This is a genomic window from Phyllobacterium sp. T2-21, assembly GCF_055378485.1.
The window spans coordinates 128184-144772 of sequence record NZ_AP027913.1; the positions used below are offsets into that span (position 1 = coordinate 128184).

The window sequence follows — 16589 nt, forward strand, 5'->3', positions numbered from 1 at the left end:
CAACTATATTGGGTGACGCGGTATGACTGCTTACAACGATGAATCTCATATTGCCCGGATTCGCGATGCCTCTCGCCGACTTGTACGGGAGCTTGGCTTCCTGCGGCCAACACTGGCGGCAACTGATCTGCCGCCTTCTGCTGTGCATGCGTTGGTTGAAATCGGTGCACGCGGGTCCATGACGGCTTCCGATCTCAGTGCAGTCCTCATCCTGGAAAAATCCACGGTGAGCAGAATGGTACGCAAGCTGGTCAAAGCCGGTGAATTGGCAGAGGAAATCAGCAATGACGATGCGCGTGTAAAGCCCTTGTCGCTTACCCCGCAAGGGGTATCGACGCTGCAGCGGGTCGATGCGTTTGCACGGCATCAGGTGATGGAGGCGCTGACGAGGATGGGCGTCGGGGCGGGTCGTAACTTGCCGGAGAGCTTGGATTCCTATGCCTGCGCCCTGCAGGCCAGCCGAACAGAAAATAAGACTGGAGACAAAGAGCATGGCGTTGAATGATGTCGATCCGGTGATTCTGGCAGGACCCGTTCCACAATGGCGGCCGGGTGGCAAGCTGGCAGGCAAAGTATGTCTGGTCACGGGAGGTGCAACTGGCATCGGCCGCGCTACTGCGCTTCGAATGGCTCGCGAGGGTGCATCGGCAGTCGTCATAGCGGGTCGCAGGCAGGCTATCGGGCAAAACGTCGCTGCCGAACTTGAGACCATCGGCGCTGAGGCACTCTTTGTTGCTGCAGATGTTGCCTGCGAGGCAGAGGTAGAGCACCTGGTCGGAACGCTTCTGCAACGCTTCGGGAGGCTGGACGCGGTTTTCAACAATGCCGGGTTCCAGGAGAAGCGAGCTTCCCTGGCTGACCAGACGGATGCTGTCTATAGCCGGGTGTTTGACACCAATGTGCGGGCTATATTTCATTGTATGCGCTACCAAATACCCACGCTCCTGGCCTCTGGTGGCGGGGCGATTGTCAACAACACAAGCGTGAGCGGACTACGTAATCCCAATCCTGGATTGTCGCTATATTCTGCGTCGAAAGCGGCCGCCATTTCCATGACGCGTTCGGCGGCCATGGAATATGCACCGCAGGGCGTGCGGATCAATGGCGTCGCTCCGGGGCGCGTGGTGACGGATATGATGCTGGCGTCGGGTATTGCGGACATGCGTCAGGTCGCGGCCAGCCTGCCCCTGCGGCGCATGGGCCATCCCGAGGAAGTTGCGGCGGCGGTTTGCTGGCTGCTGTCAAGTGAGGCTGATTATGTTGTCGGCCATATCCTCTGCACGGATGGCGGCTTTCTCGCGGGTTAAACCGGCTTCGCGTTTCCGCGGAGCCATGGTGAGGGCAGGGCACGCCTGGCGTTACGCCCTGCCGATCAAGTCAGGCTCACCAGGGTAGGGTGCGCGCGTCATTGATGAAGGTCCCGGTCTGACCATCGTCGGCAGTCGCAAGCTGCACGATGATCTCTGCGGCCTGCTCGACTGTCCGATAGCCTGTGTTGCTGTTGAAATCCGTCTTTGCGTATCCCGGATCCGCGCTGTTGACTCTGATGCCGGACGAAGCGAGGGCCTTGGAGAACGATACGGTCACTGCGTTGAGCGCTGTCTTCGAGCTGTTATAGCCAAGGCTGTTCACGCCATAAAATTCGCTCTGCGGGTCTGTCAGGGCACCGAGCGAACCGAGTTCGCTGCTGACATTGACCACACTGGCGGAACCTGCGGCCTTGAGCAGAGGCAGGAAGGTTTGAGTCATTCGAATGGGCCCGAAAACATTGATCTCGTATACGTTGCGGATATCGTCCAAGCTCTGAGCAGCCGGATCGACGAATGCTCCGGATATGCCCGCATTGTTGATGAGCACGTCGAGTTTGCCATCTTCCTGGCCTACGCGCGCCGCGGCGGCGTTCACGCTTATGTCGTCCTCGACGGCGATCTCGATGAAGCGAACGTGGTGGCCGAGTGCGCGCAAGGCTTTCGCCGCTGTTTCGCCGCGCCGGGCATCGCGCGCACCGAGCCAGACATGATAGCCCCGTTCGCCCAACTGGCGTGCCGTTTCATAGCCGATGCTCCTGTTGGCACCCGTGATCAACACATTCTTCGACATGATTGTTCTCCATTCTGATTGCCCACCCAATATGGGCGGTCGGCCTTCCAGCGGCGTGCCAAATTCTATTGAACTCTTGCCTAATCCTGCCGAAGGCCTTGCGCGTATCGGAGACTGGTGCGATCTAGAAAGTATGGAAAATGTAGGCGAGGAACTGAAGTTCCTGATAGAGAGGCACGCGCGCGGCGACAGTACGCTGACGGCTATCCCGCGTGTCGGTTTGCTGAGGGCAGAGCGGACGACTGGGCCGACTGCAGGTATGACGGAGCTCGTCACGTGCCTGGTGCTGCAGGGTGCCAAGGCGGTCACTTGCGGCGAGAACATATTGCAATACGGTGCGGGCAGCTACTTTGTCGCCTCGATTGAGATCCCTGTCATTGCCAGAACATCCGAAGCGAGCCGCGAGAAACCATTTCTCGGGGTCGGGCTCAGTTTTGACTCCCGTGGGATTAGCGACCTTCTGATCGACATGCCTGAGATGCGCGATCCGGATTTCCTGTGCGGCCTCGGCGTAAGCCCGACCGATCCGCAGCTCGACGAAGCCTTTCTGCGCATGTTGCGGCTTCTCGATAGGCCAAATGAAATTCCCGTCATGGCGCCTATGATCGAGCGGGAAATTCTGTTCCGCCTGTTGCAGGGACCGCAAGGAGCGAAGCTGCGGCAGATCGCTCAGGTTGATGGGCGTCAGTCCCAGGTTCGGCGGGCGCTCGCCTGGATTCGCGAGCACTTCACCAAACCGTTCAAAGTCGAGGATCTGGCGCGGATGACAGGAATGAGTGTCTCGGTGTTCCATCGTCATTTCAAGGCGGCAACCACAATGACACCGATCCAGTATCAGAAACGGTTCCGTTTGTACGAGGCGCGCCGTCAGTTGCTCGAGACCCCGGGCGACGCCGCTCGCATAGCCTTCGCCGTTGGCTATGAAAGCGCGTCCCAATTCAGCCGGGAATATGCGCGGCTATTCGGACTACCGCCGGCGCGCGATGCAAGCCGGCTTCGGGCGAAGACCATTGCCCACGTGACACCGGACGCTTCCGATGACGCCCAAACGAGCGTCGGGTCCGCACGCTAACCATCGACCCTCAAAGGGTTCATGGGTCGAACCCCATCACGGCTCTGGCCAGACGCTGTGCGGATGCGGCGTGAGTGCCGCATCTGCAACCATTGCAACCTCGTTGTGACTTCTGGTTGCTCCATCTGCTGCACAGCAACAAAGATTAGCTGCGGGGCTGGAGCAGTGCCAGCACGACTGTCGATGCGGCAAGGATGGCGGTGAGGGTCAGGGGCCCTGTAGCGCCATAGGTGTCCACGACATAGCCGCCGACAACCGCGCCAATCGTGATGGCGACCTGGAAAGAGGTGACCATCAGGCTGCCTGCTGCTTCCAGAGCGTCAGGCGCTGCGCGGGACAGGTTGGTCGGCAGCACCACGGGCGCCATACCGAAGGCGAGCCCCCACAAGGTGACGAAACCGAAGGCAACGCCGATGTGCACGCCCCACAGTACCAAAGCGAGCGCTGCAAGCCCCATCAAGGCGGCGGTAGCCATGAGAGCCGTGTGGATATTGGCGTCGGCCATGCGGCCACCAACAACGTTGCCGATCACGGCGGCGATACCAAACCCGAGCAGCGCCAGGGCAATCGGCCCGGTTCCAAGGTGCGTAACCTGTTCGAGGAAGGGGCGCACATAGACCGAGCCGGCAAAATGCCCGGTCATGAGCAGAAGGATAGCCAGCATGCCGAGTTGAATGCCGCGCCGCCGTGTCAGCCGAAAGACGTCGGCGAGACTGTTGCTCGTGGTGGCAGGCAGGGTCGGCAGGCTGAGAAATTGCAGCACCATGGCAACCGCGGCCAGCCCCGCTGTCATGGCCATGGCGCTGCGCCAGCCCACCCAGTCGCTGATCAATGCACCCATCGACGGTGCGGCAATGGTGGCGAGCGAGACGCCGAGAGTGACTATAGCCATGCCCCGGCCCGTGGCGTTGGCGCCAACCAGCCGCGCTACGACGGCAACGGAAAGTGCCCAGAAAGCGCTGAGGGCGATGCCCAGCCCGGCCCGACCCAGCAACAATAGCCAGAAATCGGTCGCGACCGCCGCAAGAATATTGGAACCGATTGCCAAGGCGCTGAGACCAACCAGCACTGTCTTGCGGTTCAATCGGCCGATGAGAACATTGCTCAACATGGCCGTGACGGCGCCGACGGAAGCGGTGGCAGTGACGACCTGTCCGGCCGTTCCTTCGCTGATACCGAGATCGCGCGCCATCGGCGTCAACAGGCCTGCCGGCAGAAATTCGGCTGACACCAGCGCAAAGCTGGCGGCCGCCATTGAAAGAACCGCGAACCAGGTGGCCGGGCTCCACGCGACTGGCGGAGCGGCATCAAGATCTATTGCGGTGCCTTCAAGCTGTAATGTTGTGTCTGTCATTGAAGTATCTCCAAGGTTTGGAGATCTTCATAGACGAGTCCTTTCGGATGATATGTATCCTAAAATCCGAAATGCATGTCCGTTCGTCCGGAAATGGTGCGACGCACAACGCCGGGCGAGACGCTGGTGATACGCTTGAACGCGCGTGCGAAGGATGCCTCGGACTCATAGCCCAAACGAGTCGCGACCTCGGCAACCGACATGCCGTTTTGCCCCAACAATTCGCGGGCAAGTTGCATACGAAGACGGGCGAGATAGCGTGCCGCGCCTTCCCCCAAAACAGCGCTGAAACGCTCGGCGAAAATCGAGCGCGATTGCCCTGCCAGGCCGGCGAGGCTTTCAAGGGTCCAGTTGTGGCCGGGGTCCCGGTGCATGGCCGCCAGAACGCGGCCGATATGGGGGTCGCGGATGGCGGCGAGCCAGCCGGTGGTCGGGGCTCCGGTGCAATTGACCCAGCAGCGGATGAGCCGGGCGGTCAGCAGGTCCGCCATCCGCGACAGGATGGTGGCGCTGCCCATCTGCGGCTGTGCGGCCTCGACCGTCATTGCCGCAAGCAAGGGACCGACGATCGGGTCATTACCGGCTACGTCGCAGCCCTTGATGATCGGCGGCATCAAAGTGATCAAGGGGTTGAGCGCACAGGCACCCAGGGCCATGGAGCCGCAGAAAAGGGTGCTGGTCGCCCCCGTTCCCTCCCGCACCACTTCGCTGACGTTGCTTCCCAGCTTGGTCACGTGGCAACCCTTGAGCGAGTCGCCCACGACGTCCGGCGCGCTGGCCAGCCGATGGGCGATGCCTTGCGGCAGCAGCACCAGGTCGCCATCGCGCAACTCCTGCCAGCCCTGCACTTCGGTATGGATCCAGCACGGACCCTGGCTGACAAAGTGAAAACGAAGCAGCTGTTGTTGCGGAAAGGCGATGCTCCATGGATGCCGGAGCTCGCAGCGGCCATAATTGACGCCACTCAAGCGAAAGTCCTGCAGGACTTCGCTTAGCGCATCCATCGGGATATGTGGCGGTGAAGATGGTCGGGACGAATTATCAGACATTCGTCTAATATATATGCCGAACGTCCGGCAGGCAAGTGGGGTGGTTGTCCTAAACAACCGCCTTTCCAGTCACTATTCACAGGGCAAGGTTTACCAATAGCCCTTGCCCTATTTCCAGCGCGTAAACTTGTCATGCAGACAATTGGATGCTTGCAGCGTATGCGGCTGCAGCGGTAGTGAGCACTCTCAAAACATGGGTAGCAACGTACACTCTCAAAAGGTGACAGATGCCTGAAGTAACGAGTCTGCTTGCATTCGGATTAATTGCCTTTGGTATGGTTTGTACCCCTGGCCCCAATATGATTTACCTCATATCCCGTTCAATCTGCCAGGGCCCGAAAGCGGGATTGATTTCCCTTGGGGGTGTAGCGCTGGGATTTGTTTTTTACATGCTTTCCGCTGCTCTTGGCATTACGGCACTCGTATTTGCGGTGCCGTTTGCCTACGAGGTTTTGAAATTTGGCGGAGCAATTTATCTCGGTTGGCTTGCTTGGAACGCCCTCAAGCCGGGTGGACGCTCGGCATTCGTTGTTCGAGAACTGCCAAAGGACACACCACAAAAACTGTTTGTCATGGGTTTTGTAACCAATCTCCTTAATCCCAAGGCAGCGGTTCTGTATCTGTCTCTTTTGCCGCAGTTCGTAAAGCCGGAGCTTGGAAGCGTGTTCTTGCAGTCAATCAGCTTCGGTTTTACACAAATTGCCATAAGCTTGACTGTCAATGCCGTGATCGCGGTCACTGCTGGTTCGATCGCAGCATTTCTTGCCAATCGTCCATTTTGGATGACGGTTCAGCGCTATCTTATGGGAACTGTTTTGGCTGGCCTGGCTATTCGAATGGCCACGGAAGCACAAAAATAGATCTGAAGGAACTGAACGCACAGATCCAATATTGCTTCAGATGTCTGCGGCAGAACACCTACCGGATTGCGGACAGCGTTGGTGAGAGGCAACTCCAGTGACCATCAGCACCGAGCTTTCTGACAACCGCGAGCAGAATTTTTTGCACCTCGATGACGGCCCGCGTCGGCGGATGGTCGGCCGGCATGTCGAGAACGAGGCGGCGGGTGAGACCGGGGCGGGTGAGAGCGATGGCGGACAGAGTTCCGTTTTCTTGCTCGGGATGGACCGCGCTGCGCCCGAGGATCGTCAGTCCGAGACCCGCGCGAATTGCCGCCTTCGTGCTCGCCACACCTTCGATTTCGCGCACGATGTTAAGTTCCCGTCCGGACATCAGAGCCTGCCGTTCAAGCAGTATGCGGATCCCGTGGCGACGTGTGGGCAGGATCAGCGGCAGGCCGAGGGCATGTTCCACTGTCACTTCCGCATCGGGCGTGAACTGCCCTGACGGCCCAACGATGTAGAGCGCTTCTTCGAAGAGAGGTAAGGATGTCTGCTTGGCGACACTATCAAGGGTGACCGCAAGATCGTGGAACCGTTGCAAAGTCCCGCCACGAAGAAAAGCGGACGCGTCGGTTCCGCACGTTGGCAGCGCGCTCCCGGCAAATAGCAAAGCGCGTCTCAGCCGATCTCGTCACATATATGCGGCGTTGAGGTTCACCTGATCTGACATTTGCCTGCATGGCTTGTATCAAGGGGGTGCAAATGTCAAAATCGGACCACGAGAGAGAGTGCGCCGGAATGAACCAGGTGGAATTGAGCGATAACGTCTCGGCCGATGCGAGCGACCCCTACGCCCGCAGGACACAAACTTTTCCGCAGCTCGATAAGGGCATGATGGACCGCGTTTCCGCGTTCGGATCCGAGACCTCAGTCACCAAGGGCACGGTTCTGTTCAGTCGCGGCGAACGCCAGACGGATTTCTTCCTGATAAAGTCTGGTTCCATTGAGATACTTGATCTCGGCGGCGATGGCTCAAGCCGGGTCCTGGCTCTGCAGGGAGAGCGGGAATTCACCGGAGAACTCGACCTGTTCAATAGTCGGGAGAATTTGGTGACGGCGAGGGCGGCTGAGGATTCGCATCTTATCCGCGTTGAGCGGGATTCGTTCCTGCGGATGATGTCGGCGGAGCCGGATATCGGTGAAATCATTACCCGCGCACTTATTCTGCGCCGCGTCGGCTTTATCAAACACGGTCAGGCAGGCGTTGTGTTGATAGGGCCGAGCCACGCTGCTGACACGTTGAGATTGCAGCGCTTTCTAACGCGTAACGGTTATCCCCACCGATTGGTCGATTCCGACGTCGATCCCGAAGCGAAGGAAATGGTCACTGCGTTGAAAATCTGTGCCTTGTCGCTGCCTGTTATCGTTCCGCCAGGAAAAGCGGTCCTGCAGAATCCGACAACGGGCCAACTGGCGGATGTGCTGGGGCTGACAGAAATCATTGATCCGGCCGAAGTCTACGATGTCATGGTTGTCGGCGCTGGACCGGCCGGCCTCGCCTCGGCAGTCTACGCCGCATCGGAAGGATTGAAAACGATCGTGATCGAAGGGGTAGCCCCAGGCGGGCAAGCAGGAACAAGCTCGAAGATCGAGAATTATCTCGGATTCCCGACTGGTATATCCGGGCAGGCTCTGGCAGGCCGTGCACAGGTTCAGGCCCAGAAGTTCGGGGCGCGCCTGGCCATTTCCCGCATGGCTGTCTCCGTCGATTGTGACAGGTCGCCTTACCGCGTCCTGCTCGATGACGGACAAATCGTCTCCGCGCGGGCAATGGTCGTTGCCACCGGAGCCCGTTACCGCAAGCCGGACCTGTTGAACTACGAGCGGTTTGAAGGGCAGGGCATTCACTACGCGGCCACGGCAATGGAAGCGCAGTTGTGCCGGGAACAGGAGGTCATTGTTGTCGGCGGCGGCAATTCGGCCGGTCAGGCGGCGATGTTCCTGTCGCAATGGGTCAAACACCTGCACATTCTGGTCCGGGGGCCGGGTTTGAAGGAGACAATGTCGGACTATCTGATTCAGCGCATCGAAAAATCACAGCGCATCTCACTGCACGCGCATACTGAAATCACCGCTATCGACGGTGACAGATACCTGAACACGGTGACCTGGACCAATCGTATGTCTGGACAGAGCGAAACCAAAAATATCTCGAATATCTTTATGATGATTGGAGCTGCACCAAACACGGAATGGCTCAATGGCTGTGTTAAGCTGGACAAGTCCGGGTTTATTGAGACTGGACTCATGGCCGGGGTTTTGACCAGCGGCTCTCCCTTTGAAACCTCGGCTCCTGGCGTATTCGCCGTTGGCGATGTTCGGGCGGGATCGGTAAAACGGGTGGCGTCAGGGGTAGGGGAAGGATCAGTCGTGGTTCAAGCCATTCACCAATATCTCAAGCAGGTTCCGGACGCCAAAAATCGATAGGCAGAAATTTGCGATAAGCATATTGGCTTTGAACTGTTGGGTTCGCAGCAAATGATTGGCGCCCTGTCGGCGTCAACCGCGCCGTGGAACTGCCGACGGGCCGGGCGCGCGTAACGGCGATCCGCTGCTCGTGATCGTGGGTACCGAGGGTCACATCGCGGATAGCGAGTAAAGCGTTCTATGAGGCTGCGTGACCTGAAAGAAATGATGGTTGCGCGTGGTATCTGGATGCCCTGTGTCAACGATGCCTGGCTATGTCGGGTCATTGCAACTGGCGTTGCAAAACTCGGCAAGGCACGCTCCTTCGACAGATAATCGAAAAATCTTCGGCGCCGCGATCCGTTTTAATCCTTTGGGTCGTCCTTGGTATATCTGAAACAGAAGGAGATATGCCATGTCCGACGAATCCGTCATTTTGATCAATCTGCTGAAGGTCAAACCTGGAAAGCAGGAGGCGCTGATCGCGCTTTTGAAGCAGAACATCGATACGGTGGTCCGCATGCTCCCCGGATGGAAGACAACCCGGCTGATCGCGGCAAAGGACGGCGCCGGCATCGTTATTTACTCCGAGTGGGAGAACCCGGCAGCCGTCGAGGCGATGCGCAGCGATCCGCACATGCAAGCCTATTTCCCGAAGATCATCGAGTTGGCGAGCTTGGACTCGGTCATGGGCTCGGCGGTGTTAAGCGAAGTCCGGTGAGGGTGAACACACAAGTAAGTTTGCGCCACACAATTTACAAAGGAGAACCGCGATGGCCCGGATGGTCGTGATTTACCGGACACCGAAGGACGTAGAGGCATTTGATCGACATTACTTCGATATCCACGTGCCTCTCGCCAAGAAGATTCCGGGTCTCCGGAAATACGAGGTCAGCGACGGTCCCATCGCGACACCGCTGGGAACCCCTGATATCCATCGGATTGGAACCTTGTATTTCGACGACCTTGCAGCGATCGAAAGGGTGTTTGCAAGCGCGGAGGGACGGGCAGCCGGTGAGGATCGCCGGATTTTTGCGCCGGATGACTCGGGCGTTCAAATGTTCCTCTTTGACAACAGAGAGGTTTGAACCCAGCCGTGATATTGGTAGCCAATCCCTGGCGGAACAGAGTGGAAGCACTATAGGTCTCGACACATGAATACGGACGAATTCGAGGATCGACTGAAAGCGCTGCGGCCACGGCTTCACCGCTACTGCGCGCGCATGACCGGTTCGAGTGTGGATGGTGAGGATGTGCTGCAAGATACCCTGATCAAAGCCCTGCGGGCGCGTGGGGAAGGCACTATTGTCGAAAATCTCGAAGCCTGGCTGTTCCGTATCGCCCACAATACGAGTTTGGATTTCCTGCGCCGGCGCTCCCGGAGCAACGTTGTCTCGCTCACAGAAGATCTGGAAGATGCGACGATGCCCGAGGCGGATATCGTCGCGGTCGGCTTTCAAACGTTTCTGCGACTGCCCGAACTTCAGCGCTGCGCCGTGATTCTCAAGGACGTCCTTGGCCACTCGGTCGAAGAGATCGCGGCGATCGCCGGCAGCACACCGGCTGCGGCCAAATCGGCGCTGCAGCGCGGGCGCGTAGCGCTGCGGCAACTCGCGCAGGCGCCTGAAGACACCCGGCTGCCGCTGATGTCCGATCCGGACCGGCGGAAGATCACGGCTTACGTCCATCTGTTTCGAAGCGGTGATTTCGATGCAATCCGCGCCATGCTCGCCGATGACGTCAAGCTTGATCTGGTGAACCGGCTCGAATGGAAAGGGCGTGACAAGATTGGCCTTTATTTCACGCGCTATGCGGAAGAGACGAAATGGCGGTTCGCCTTCGGCGCGGTTGAAGGGCAGCCGGCCATGCTCGTCTTCGATAAAACCGGCCCGATGGACAGACCTGCGCATTTTGTCCTGATCGGCTGGTCGGATAGCCGGATTATCGAGATCCGCGACTTCCTGTTCGCGCCCTATGTGCTCGAAGGCATAAATTGGGTGCAGTTGGGCTAAATGGTTATGGTCGAGTTCCAACCCCAACCGGCGAAGCTACCAGCGATCCGGCCATTTGCTGCACGATCTCGTGCCGGCGGGTTTACTTCAGGCTGTCCAGAAATAGCGAACGATGTGAAAGAAGACCGGTGCGGCGAAAATCAAGCTGTCCGCCCGGTCGAGCATGCCACCGTGCCCCTCGATCATGTGGCCCCAATCCTTGACGCCGCGGTCGCGCTTGATCGCCGAAGCAACCAGCCCGCCGAAAAAACCCATGATGCAGGCAAGTCCCGCCATGAGCCCGGCTTGCAGGACGCTGAAGGGTGTCAACCACGTCAGCGCTGCGCCGAGCAATGATGCGCTGACAATACCGCCGATCAGACCCTCCCAGGTTTTGGATGGCGAGATTTTCGGTGCAACCTTGTGTTTGCCGAAAAGCTTGCCGAACACATATTGCAGCACATCACTCCCCTGAACAGTCGCGATCAGGAATGCGATCAAAAGCAATCCCTTGCCCTGAAAACCGGGGATGGAAAGTGTGAGCAGGGCAGGGACATGGCTGATGCAATAGACCGACAGCATGATGCCCCATTGCTGTTCGCTGACGCGCTCGAGAAAGCGCTCCGTATCACCCGAAATTGCCGTCAAGGCCGGCATGGCAAGGAAGCAGTAGACCGGCACAAAGATGGAATAGAGCCCATACCATTCAATCCAGAGAAGGTAATATTGGATAGGAATGATGACGAGGAACATGCCGATGAGAATACGATGATCGCCGCGCCGCGTATGGGTGAGGGTCACATATTCGCGCAGCGAAGCAAAGGAGACAAAGGCGAACAGGAAAATGACACCATTTTTACCGAAGAGAAAAGCGACGGAAATGCCGCCGATCATGATCCACCACGCCTTTATGCGTGAATTGAGGTTCACGAGCGTTGATGGCAAGACCTCCGCCGTGCGCCGGCTTTTCCAGGTAAGCATTGTTGCAATGGCACTGGCGAGCGTGAGCACACCGAGCAGGCCGAGAAAGAGCCAGACCGTTTCAGCCATGATTGAGCGCTTTCTGATGTTCCGGCGAAAGATCGAGCAGAGATTGGCGCGCCCTTTGAAGAAACTCTTTCCGGTCTTCATTCGGTTCAAGTGCGATTGGCGAGCCAAAGACAACGCGGCACAGGAGGGGAACTGGCAGGAAGGTGCCCTTCGGCAGGACGCGTGACATATTCTCGATCCAGCAGGGAATAAGCTCCACATCCGGCCGGGCCACAGCAAGATTGTAGAGACCGGAGCGGAAGCGCAATAACGGTTCCTCGGTCATGTTGCGGGTGCCTTCGGGAAAGACAATGAGTGAGCTTCCTTCCTGCAATGCATCGAGCATGACGACCATTGGATCCTCCGAGCGCTCGACCCAATTGCGGTCAACCAGCACGGTGTTCAGCAAGTCCTTGGCGAGAATGTTCCGCAATTTATTGCGCTTCCAATAATCGGCACCAGCAACGGCACGTGTGCGCTGCCGCTCGCGTGGCGGCAGGCTGGAGGAAAGCAGAATAAAATCGCCATGACTGCAATGGTTCGCAAAGAAAATGCGCTGCCGGTCCGAAGGCGCGCATCCCTGCCAGATCGGGCGCACGCCCGTAATGCCGCGAGCCAATCCGGCAAGCACCATGGCGGAAATTCGCCTTAACGTTTCTCTTGCATTCATATGCGCCCCCACAACCCATAGGTTGTAATTACGGCGAATAGAACAAGAAAAAATGCAAAAGCAAGATGCAGTTTCAACAAGAGGCAGTTTGTTACAGTCATGACGCGATGGCCGTTACCTTGGCGTGCAATCGGTGGGCGAGTGCAGAGGCCCGTTCATTCATGGTTGTTTCACCTCTTGCGCAAAAGACACCATGTCTTCTGCCAGATGAATGCGCCTGCCGCCGGCTTCGATTACGCTGATTGCTTCGGCTGCGGTTTTGACATCGCCATACTGCAAAAGCCAAACGGCAATTGCTGCCGCACTGCGCTGGAATCCAAGTGCACAGCAAACGAGAACGGGGCCCTTGTGCCGGGCACGTTCGATGGCGTCGGCCGCTTTGCGCAATTCGTCGTGTTGAGGCGAAACGAGATCAAGCACCGGGAACGACAGCCATGCAATCTCCACGCCGGAAGGCTTTGCCAGTTCGGCGGTCAGGTCAATCACGGTCATGAATTTCGACAGTTCAGATACCCGCGGCAGCCGCCCCAAATACACGTTCTTGCCGATCGCAACAGAGGGCGGGAGCTGGCGTGTCCAGATGCAGCTGTTGACAATGGCACCAAGGCGGCAAGGGGCTAGCAGCCATGTGCTGGCCAGGGAAAGCGTGCCGTCAGCGCACTTCTGAAAGGCGGTGGGGCCCGCACCGAAATAGCCGATTGATACGAGCAGGAGGGCCAGCGCCGGCCACAGGAAAAACAGGAATGCCGCCGATGTCGGCGTTTCGATGATTGTCGCAAGCAAGAAGATCAGACTGGCCATTGCATAATAGGTGCCAATGCGCCGTGCCTTGGGATCATCGGTTAAGCGGAATGCGGCCACGGGTGAGGGCATGTGTGCCGGGAAGAGCCAAAGAGTAAAAAGACCCAAAAGCAGACCAGTGGGGATGTCGATAAAATGATGCTGATAGGTCGTGAGAACGGAAATGCCGATCAATGCGCACCAGAGATGCCAGATCCAAAGAACAATACCCGACAGACGAACGCGCCAATGCGTCCAGATAATCACCAGGAGAGCGATGTGCAGGGAGGGCGCCTGGTTGAAGGGCTTGTCGAAGCCACCCAGCATATCGAACAGAAAGCCTGATGCGCCGCTGGTCGGCGGCTTGTGGAAGATGACGGTCAGGGGAAACGCGATGAAGCAGGTAACCGCGATGATCTGTGCGGTCAGGTAGCGTTTCGCCAGGCGATCGACCTCAGCGGTTGTATCGTTCAAGAACAAGGAAAGTCCGTAGAACAGGTTGATCGACCAATAGGGGAAAATGGTCCAGGCAATGAAAGGAATGGCTTGTTCCCAGGTAAAGGTAATATTTGGAACGTTCTCCCGCTGCGAGGCAAGCCAATTGGCTGTCCCATAGGTCGCGTAGAACAATGGTGCCAGGCAGACGAGCCAGATCAGTGCACGTTTCGCGACGGCTCGGTTCAAGCGCCATTGTCCAATCGGTGCGACGGTGTTTTCGGTCATGTGCGCTCAGCGATGGAAACAGTGAATATGCCCCATTCATCGACAAGCTGGTCGATCTTCCTGAAACCCGCTGCCGCAACCAGCTGATCCATTTCAGCCTGCGTCCGGCGGCGCATGACCCATGCTTCGCCGCCACGGTGCGAGGTGAGCGCCCGTGCTATCATTTCCAGTTGCGGATGCCACGGCTGGTTGGTGTAGATCAGCAGGCTGCCGGATTGCATCGACGTTGCAAGCCCGCCAAGCGAGCGCTTGATAAGCGCGTTGTCGGGAAAGAGTTCATATAGGCCAGATACAATCGCAAGATCGGGCGCAGGTTGGATTGCGGCCAGTTGTTCGGCATCGAACGCATCCGCCTGATGAAAGCTCGCTATATCCTGGATGCCCCTCTCGGCGATGGATTTGCGTCCGGCATCGACATTGATCGGCGCATAGTCCTGCAGCCGGACGCTTGCCGGCTTGACTGCGGATTTGGCAATCGCATCGAGGACATAACGGCCATGACCGGCTGCGATATCGAGAATATGTGTCGTGCGGCCGGCATCCTGCAGTCTTGTCAGGGCGAAGCCGATAAGCTCCTGCAGATGCAGCTTGCGCTGACGAATGCCCCGCCAGCCGATCGCATTCAGGAACTGCTTGTCGATGAGCCTGCCGCCCGGTCCCATTCCTCTCGGTTCGTTCTCATAGACATAGTCGAGGGTTGAGCCGGAGTCGAAACCGGTCTCGACGCCTGTTTTCAGTCCCTTCGAGAACAATGCACTGAAGCGGATGGACGAGCGGTAGATCGCCCAATAGAGGCCTTTCAGGGAAAGCAGGTCGTGCGGGGATGACAGCCTGTCCTGTTCATCGCGGGTAAAGCCCGTTTGATGGGCGTTCGTTACATCCAGTGGCTCCGGTTCTGTGTCGAAGCATGCAAGAATGAACCGGCGTGCATGTGCCACGGCAATTGCACGCTCCTTCTCGCCGAGAGTGTCATGGTAAAATCCCTTGAGCACGTGGCGCTCTTTGAGGGGGTGGGCCAGATTTTCATAGAAGCGATGCTGTGGCCCGTGCCGGACCACCCAGTCACTGCCGGAGATAAGCAACTGCGTCGGTACGATGATCGCGCGGGCATCCGCAACCACCCGCTCAGCGGTCGTATAAAGATCGAGCAGTATATTCGATGCGATGGCCCGCGTGACCAACGGGTCATTGTCGAACGACGCGATGCGCGCCGGATCATGGGTCAGAAACTTGGCCTTGACGTAGGAATTGACGAAGAATTGTCCTTTCAGATTCTGCCAGAGCCAGATGCCTTCACGCGCGAATGGAACATAGAGTTTCACGCTGAAAGCCGGAGAAGCCAGCACAAGCGCCCGGATACGCGGCGCATAGTCATGGACCCACGTTGCCGCGAGCACGGCACCCACCGACTGGGCGATAACCGCAATGTCCTCGATGGCAAAACCGCCGGTTTTGCATATGTGCTTTACGAAACTGTCGAGATCGCGCACCGATGCTGCAAAGGATGGGGAATAGCCGCGTTCGCCCGGTGAACGGCCATGGCCGCGGGCATCCCAGGCATAGAATGTGAAATCACCAAGGCCAAGTTCCTCAACCAGATGGGCAACGCGTCCACCATGTTCGTGACCACGATGCAGAAGAACAATTGCACCTCTCGGCTTTCCCGATCTGGCCGGCCATTTCCGATAGAAAAGTTTGGTCCCGTCGTCGGTGGGAAAGGTACTTTCCTCTACTGCGTCTAATGCCGCAGGATTGGAGGATGGATCTGTCGACATAAGCTTGCTCCGGAAGCAGAATTGATTTTCAGGAATTGGCGCGGCGTAGGCCAGCACGAACACGATTCACGGCGGTGACAACGGATAGCACGGCCATGAGGGGAAAAACCCAGCCGAACCATGAGGGCAGGATGATGCCACTACCGATAAGCGCGGCAATGATGCCGAGGGCCAATGCGCGGTCGCTCTTTCCGAACGGCCCGTCATAACCACGCCCGCCGCCGGTCATGACACCGAGCACGCCGGCATATTCGGCAATCATCGCGGTGACGGCAAAGGCAACCACCCCTGCAGTGGCAAACGGTGCAACAAATGCGAATGGAAGGATCAAGGCCACATCCGAAACGATATCGCCAAGCTCGTTCAGATACGCGCCGAGTTTCGATGCCTGTCCGAATTCACGAGCCATCATTCCATCAATGGCATTGAGTGCCATGCGGACAAAAAGCACCAACGGCAATAGCCAGAAAAGCAACGCATTCTGGGGGAAAAGCGCAATCAACGCACCCGCTACAACCGAGATGATTGTGGCGGCGACGGTCACCTGATTTGCGGTGGCGCCAACGGAAACAAGTCCAGTGGCCAAGGGGCGGAGCAGGTTCTGAAAAGCTGGTTTGATGGAGTAAAGCGTCGGCATGAAATCCCCCCATGGTTGTGCTTAATTTCACCACTCAACAGCTTGTAGCAGAAAATCCACTTCGGACTGGTTTTCCCGCATGAGATATTTGTTTCGGAAAT

General features: G+C 57.8%; 17 protein-coding genes. 8 read left to right on the forward strand and 9 right to left on the reverse strand.

The genetic code is table 11. The features are described 5' to 3' along the window. Nucleotides 1-22: 22 nt before the first annotated feature. On the forward strand, nucleotides 23-505 hold the full coding sequence (locus ACZ5FP_RS18740; protein WP_464663533.1) for a MarR family winged helix-turn-helix transcriptional regulator: 483 nt from the start codon (nucleotides 23-25) through the stop codon (nucleotides 503-505). Further along, the gene (locus ACZ5FP_RS18745) at nucleotides 492-1307 is read left to right on the forward strand and encodes an SDR family NAD(P)-dependent oxidoreductase (RefSeq protein WP_464663535.1); all 816 of its coding nucleotides are present in this window, start codon (nucleotides 492-494) and stop codon (nucleotides 1305-1307) included. The genes ACZ5FP_RS18740 and ACZ5FP_RS18745 overlap by 14 nt, the downstream gene beginning before the upstream one ends. Nucleotides 1308-1383: 76 nt before the next feature. Here ACZ5FP_RS18745 and ACZ5FP_RS18750 read toward each other — a convergent pair whose 3' ends face one another. Beyond that, nucleotides 1384-2100 (reverse strand): SDR family oxidoreductase, encoded by a 717-nt coding sequence (locus ACZ5FP_RS18750; RefSeq protein ID WP_464663537.1) that lies wholly within the window; start codon nucleotides 2098-2100, stop codon nucleotides 1384-1386. A 133-nt stretch (nucleotides 2101-2233) separates the two neighbouring features. On the opposite strand from ACZ5FP_RS18750, the gene ACZ5FP_RS18755 reads away from it, so the two are divergent. Further along, on the forward strand, nucleotides 2234-3172 hold the full coding sequence (locus tag ACZ5FP_RS18755) for an AraC family transcriptional regulator (RefSeq protein ID WP_464664005.1): 939 nt from the start codon (nucleotides 2234-2236) through the stop codon (nucleotides 3170-3172). A 145-nt stretch (nucleotides 3173-3317) separates the two neighbouring features. On the opposite strand, the gene ACZ5FP_RS18760 is transcribed toward ACZ5FP_RS18755, so the two are convergent. Beyond that, nucleotides 3318-4526, reverse strand: a complete 1209-nt coding sequence (locus tag ACZ5FP_RS18760) for an MFS transporter (RefSeq protein ID WP_464663538.1) — start codon at nucleotides 4524-4526, stop codon at nucleotides 3318-3320. 59 nt (nucleotides 4527-4585) lie between these two features. Continuing rightward, a complete protein-coding gene (locus tag ACZ5FP_RS18765) occupies nucleotides 4586-5575 on the reverse strand; it encodes a cupin domain-containing protein (RefSeq protein ID WP_464663540.1) in 990 nt (329 codons plus the stop codon). 227 nt (nucleotides 5576-5802) lie between these two features. Between ACZ5FP_RS18765 and ACZ5FP_RS18770 the strand changes: the two genes are divergently transcribed. Then, nucleotides 5803-6435, forward strand: a complete 633-nt coding sequence (locus ACZ5FP_RS18770) for a LysE family translocator (RefSeq protein ID WP_464663542.1) — start codon at nucleotides 5803-5805, stop codon at nucleotides 6433-6435. A 58-nt stretch (nucleotides 6436-6493) separates the two neighbouring features. Here the strand turns inward: ACZ5FP_RS18770 and ACZ5FP_RS18775 are convergent, their stop codons facing one another. Next, nucleotides 6494-7018, reverse strand: coding sequence for a LysR substrate-binding domain-containing protein (locus ACZ5FP_RS18775; protein WP_464663544.1), 525 nt, complete (start codon nucleotides 7016-7018; stop codon nucleotides 6494-6496). 161 nt (nucleotides 7019-7179) lie between these two features. Between ACZ5FP_RS18775 and ACZ5FP_RS18780 the strand changes: the two genes are divergently transcribed. The 4 genes from ACZ5FP_RS18780 (at nucleotide 7180) to ACZ5FP_RS18795 (ending at nucleotide 10895) form a co-directional block, all read left to right on the forward strand. Beyond that, a complete protein-coding gene (locus tag ACZ5FP_RS18780; protein ID WP_464663546.1) occupies nucleotides 7180-8904 on the forward strand; it encodes an FAD-dependent oxidoreductase in 1725 nt (574 codons plus the stop codon). 394 nt (nucleotides 8905-9298) lie between these two features. Further along, nucleotides 9299-9604, forward strand: coding sequence for a putative quinol monooxygenase (locus ACZ5FP_RS18785; protein WP_464663548.1), 306 nt, complete (start codon nucleotides 9299-9301; stop codon nucleotides 9602-9604). A 52-nt stretch (nucleotides 9605-9656) separates the two neighbouring features. After that, nucleotides 9657-9971, forward strand: a complete 315-nt coding sequence (locus tag ACZ5FP_RS18790; RefSeq protein ID WP_464663550.1) for an EthD family reductase — start codon at nucleotides 9657-9659, stop codon at nucleotides 9969-9971. 66 nt (nucleotides 9972-10037) lie between these two features. Then, entirely contained in the window at nucleotides 10038-10895 is an 858-nt protein-coding gene (locus ACZ5FP_RS18795) for a sigma-70 family RNA polymerase sigma factor (protein ID WP_464663552.1), read from the forward strand. 87 nt (nucleotides 10896-10982) lie between these two features. Here the strand turns inward: ACZ5FP_RS18795 and ACZ5FP_RS18800 are convergent, their stop codons facing one another. From ACZ5FP_RS18800 to ACZ5FP_RS18820, 5 genes are all read right to left on the reverse strand, one after another. Next, complete coding sequence (locus ACZ5FP_RS18800) at nucleotides 10983-11924, reverse strand: phosphatidate cytidylyltransferase (protein ID WP_463012565.1); 942 nt, start codon at nucleotides 11922-11924, stop codon at nucleotides 10983-10985. Continuing rightward, the gene (locus ACZ5FP_RS18805) at nucleotides 11917-12573 is read right to left on the reverse strand and encodes a lysophospholipid acyltransferase family protein (protein ID WP_223614486.1); all 657 of its coding nucleotides are present in this window, start codon (nucleotides 12571-12573) and stop codon (nucleotides 11917-11919) included. The genes ACZ5FP_RS18800 and ACZ5FP_RS18805 overlap by 8 nt, the downstream gene beginning before the upstream one ends. A 159-nt stretch (nucleotides 12574-12732) precedes the next feature. After that, a complete protein-coding gene (locus ACZ5FP_RS18810) occupies nucleotides 12733-14076 on the reverse strand; it encodes a phosphatase PAP2/dual specificity phosphatase family protein (protein WP_464663554.1) in 1344 nt (447 codons plus the stop codon). Continuing rightward, on the reverse strand, nucleotides 14073-15851 hold the full coding sequence (locus ACZ5FP_RS18815; protein WP_464663555.1) for a bifunctional alpha/beta hydrolase/class I SAM-dependent methyltransferase: 1779 nt from the start codon (nucleotides 15849-15851) through the stop codon (nucleotides 14073-14075). Before ACZ5FP_RS18815 ends, ACZ5FP_RS18810 begins: the two co-directional genes overlap by 4 nt. A gap of 28 nt (nucleotides 15852-15879) precedes the next feature. Next, nucleotides 15880-16488 (reverse strand): CDP-alcohol phosphatidyltransferase family protein, encoded by a 609-nt coding sequence (locus ACZ5FP_RS18820; RefSeq protein ID WP_464663557.1) that lies wholly within the window; start codon nucleotides 16486-16488, stop codon nucleotides 15880-15882. Nucleotides 16489-16589 lie beyond the last annotated feature (101 nt).

Bases quoted from the DNA above. Each gene is read 5' to 3' on its own strand.
- ACZ5FP_RS18780 (WP_464663546.1), top strand. From the start codon at position 7,180: ATGTCAAAATCGGACCACGAGAGAGAGTGCGCCGGAATGAACCAGGTG.
- ACZ5FP_RS18750 (WP_464663537.1), bottom strand. From the start codon at position 2,100: ATGTCGAAGAATGTGTTGATCACGGGTGCCAACAGGAGCATCGGCTAT.
- ACZ5FP_RS18800 (WP_463012565.1), bottom strand. From the start codon at position 11,924: ATGGCTGAAACGGTCTGGCTCTTTCTCGGCCTGCTCGGTGTGCTCACG.
- ACZ5FP_RS18770 (WP_464663542.1), top strand. From the start codon at position 5,803: ATGCCTGAAGTAACGAGTCTGCTTGCATTCGGATTAATTGCCTTTGGT.
- ACZ5FP_RS18790 (WP_464663550.1), top strand. From the start codon at position 9,657: ATGGCCCGGATGGTCGTGATTTACCGGACACCGAAGGACGTAGAGGCA.
- ACZ5FP_RS18760 (WP_464663538.1), bottom strand. From the start codon at position 4,526: ATGACAGACACAACATTACAGCTTGAAGGCACCGCAATAGATCTTGAT.
- ACZ5FP_RS18815 (WP_464663555.1), bottom strand. From the start codon at position 15,851: ATGTCGACAGATCCATCCTCCAATCCTGCGGCATTAGACGCAGTAGAG.
- ACZ5FP_RS18785 (WP_464663548.1), top strand. From the start codon at position 9,299: ATGTCCGACGAATCCGTCATTTTGATCAATCTGCTGAAGGTCAAACCT.
- ACZ5FP_RS18755 (WP_464664005.1), top strand. From the start codon at position 2,234: ATGGAAAATGTAGGCGAGGAACTGAAGTTCCTGATAGAGAGGCACGCG.
- ACZ5FP_RS18805 (WP_223614486.1), bottom strand. From the start codon at position 12,573: ATGAATGCAAGAGAAACGTTAAGGCGAATTTCCGCCATGGTGCTTGCC.
- ACZ5FP_RS18765 (WP_464663540.1), bottom strand. From the start codon at position 5,575: ATGTCTGATAATTCGTCCCGACCATCTTCACCGCCACATATCCCGATG.
- ACZ5FP_RS18820 (WP_464663557.1), bottom strand. From the start codon at position 16,488: ATGCCGACGCTTTACTCCATCAAACCAGCTTTTCAGAACCTGCTCCGC.
- ACZ5FP_RS18810 (WP_464663554.1), bottom strand. From the start codon at position 14,076: ATGACCGAAAACACCGTCGCACCGATTGGACAATGGCGCTTGAACCGA.
- ACZ5FP_RS18740 (WP_464663533.1), top strand. From the start codon at position 23: ATGACTGCTTACAACGATGAATCTCATATTGCCCGGATTCGCGATGCC.
- ACZ5FP_RS18745 (WP_464663535.1), top strand. From the start codon at position 492: ATGGCGTTGAATGATGTCGATCCGGTGATTCTGGCAGGACCCGTTCCA.
- ACZ5FP_RS18795 (WP_464663552.1), top strand. From the start codon at position 10,038: ATGAATACGGACGAATTCGAGGATCGACTGAAAGCGCTGCGGCCACGG.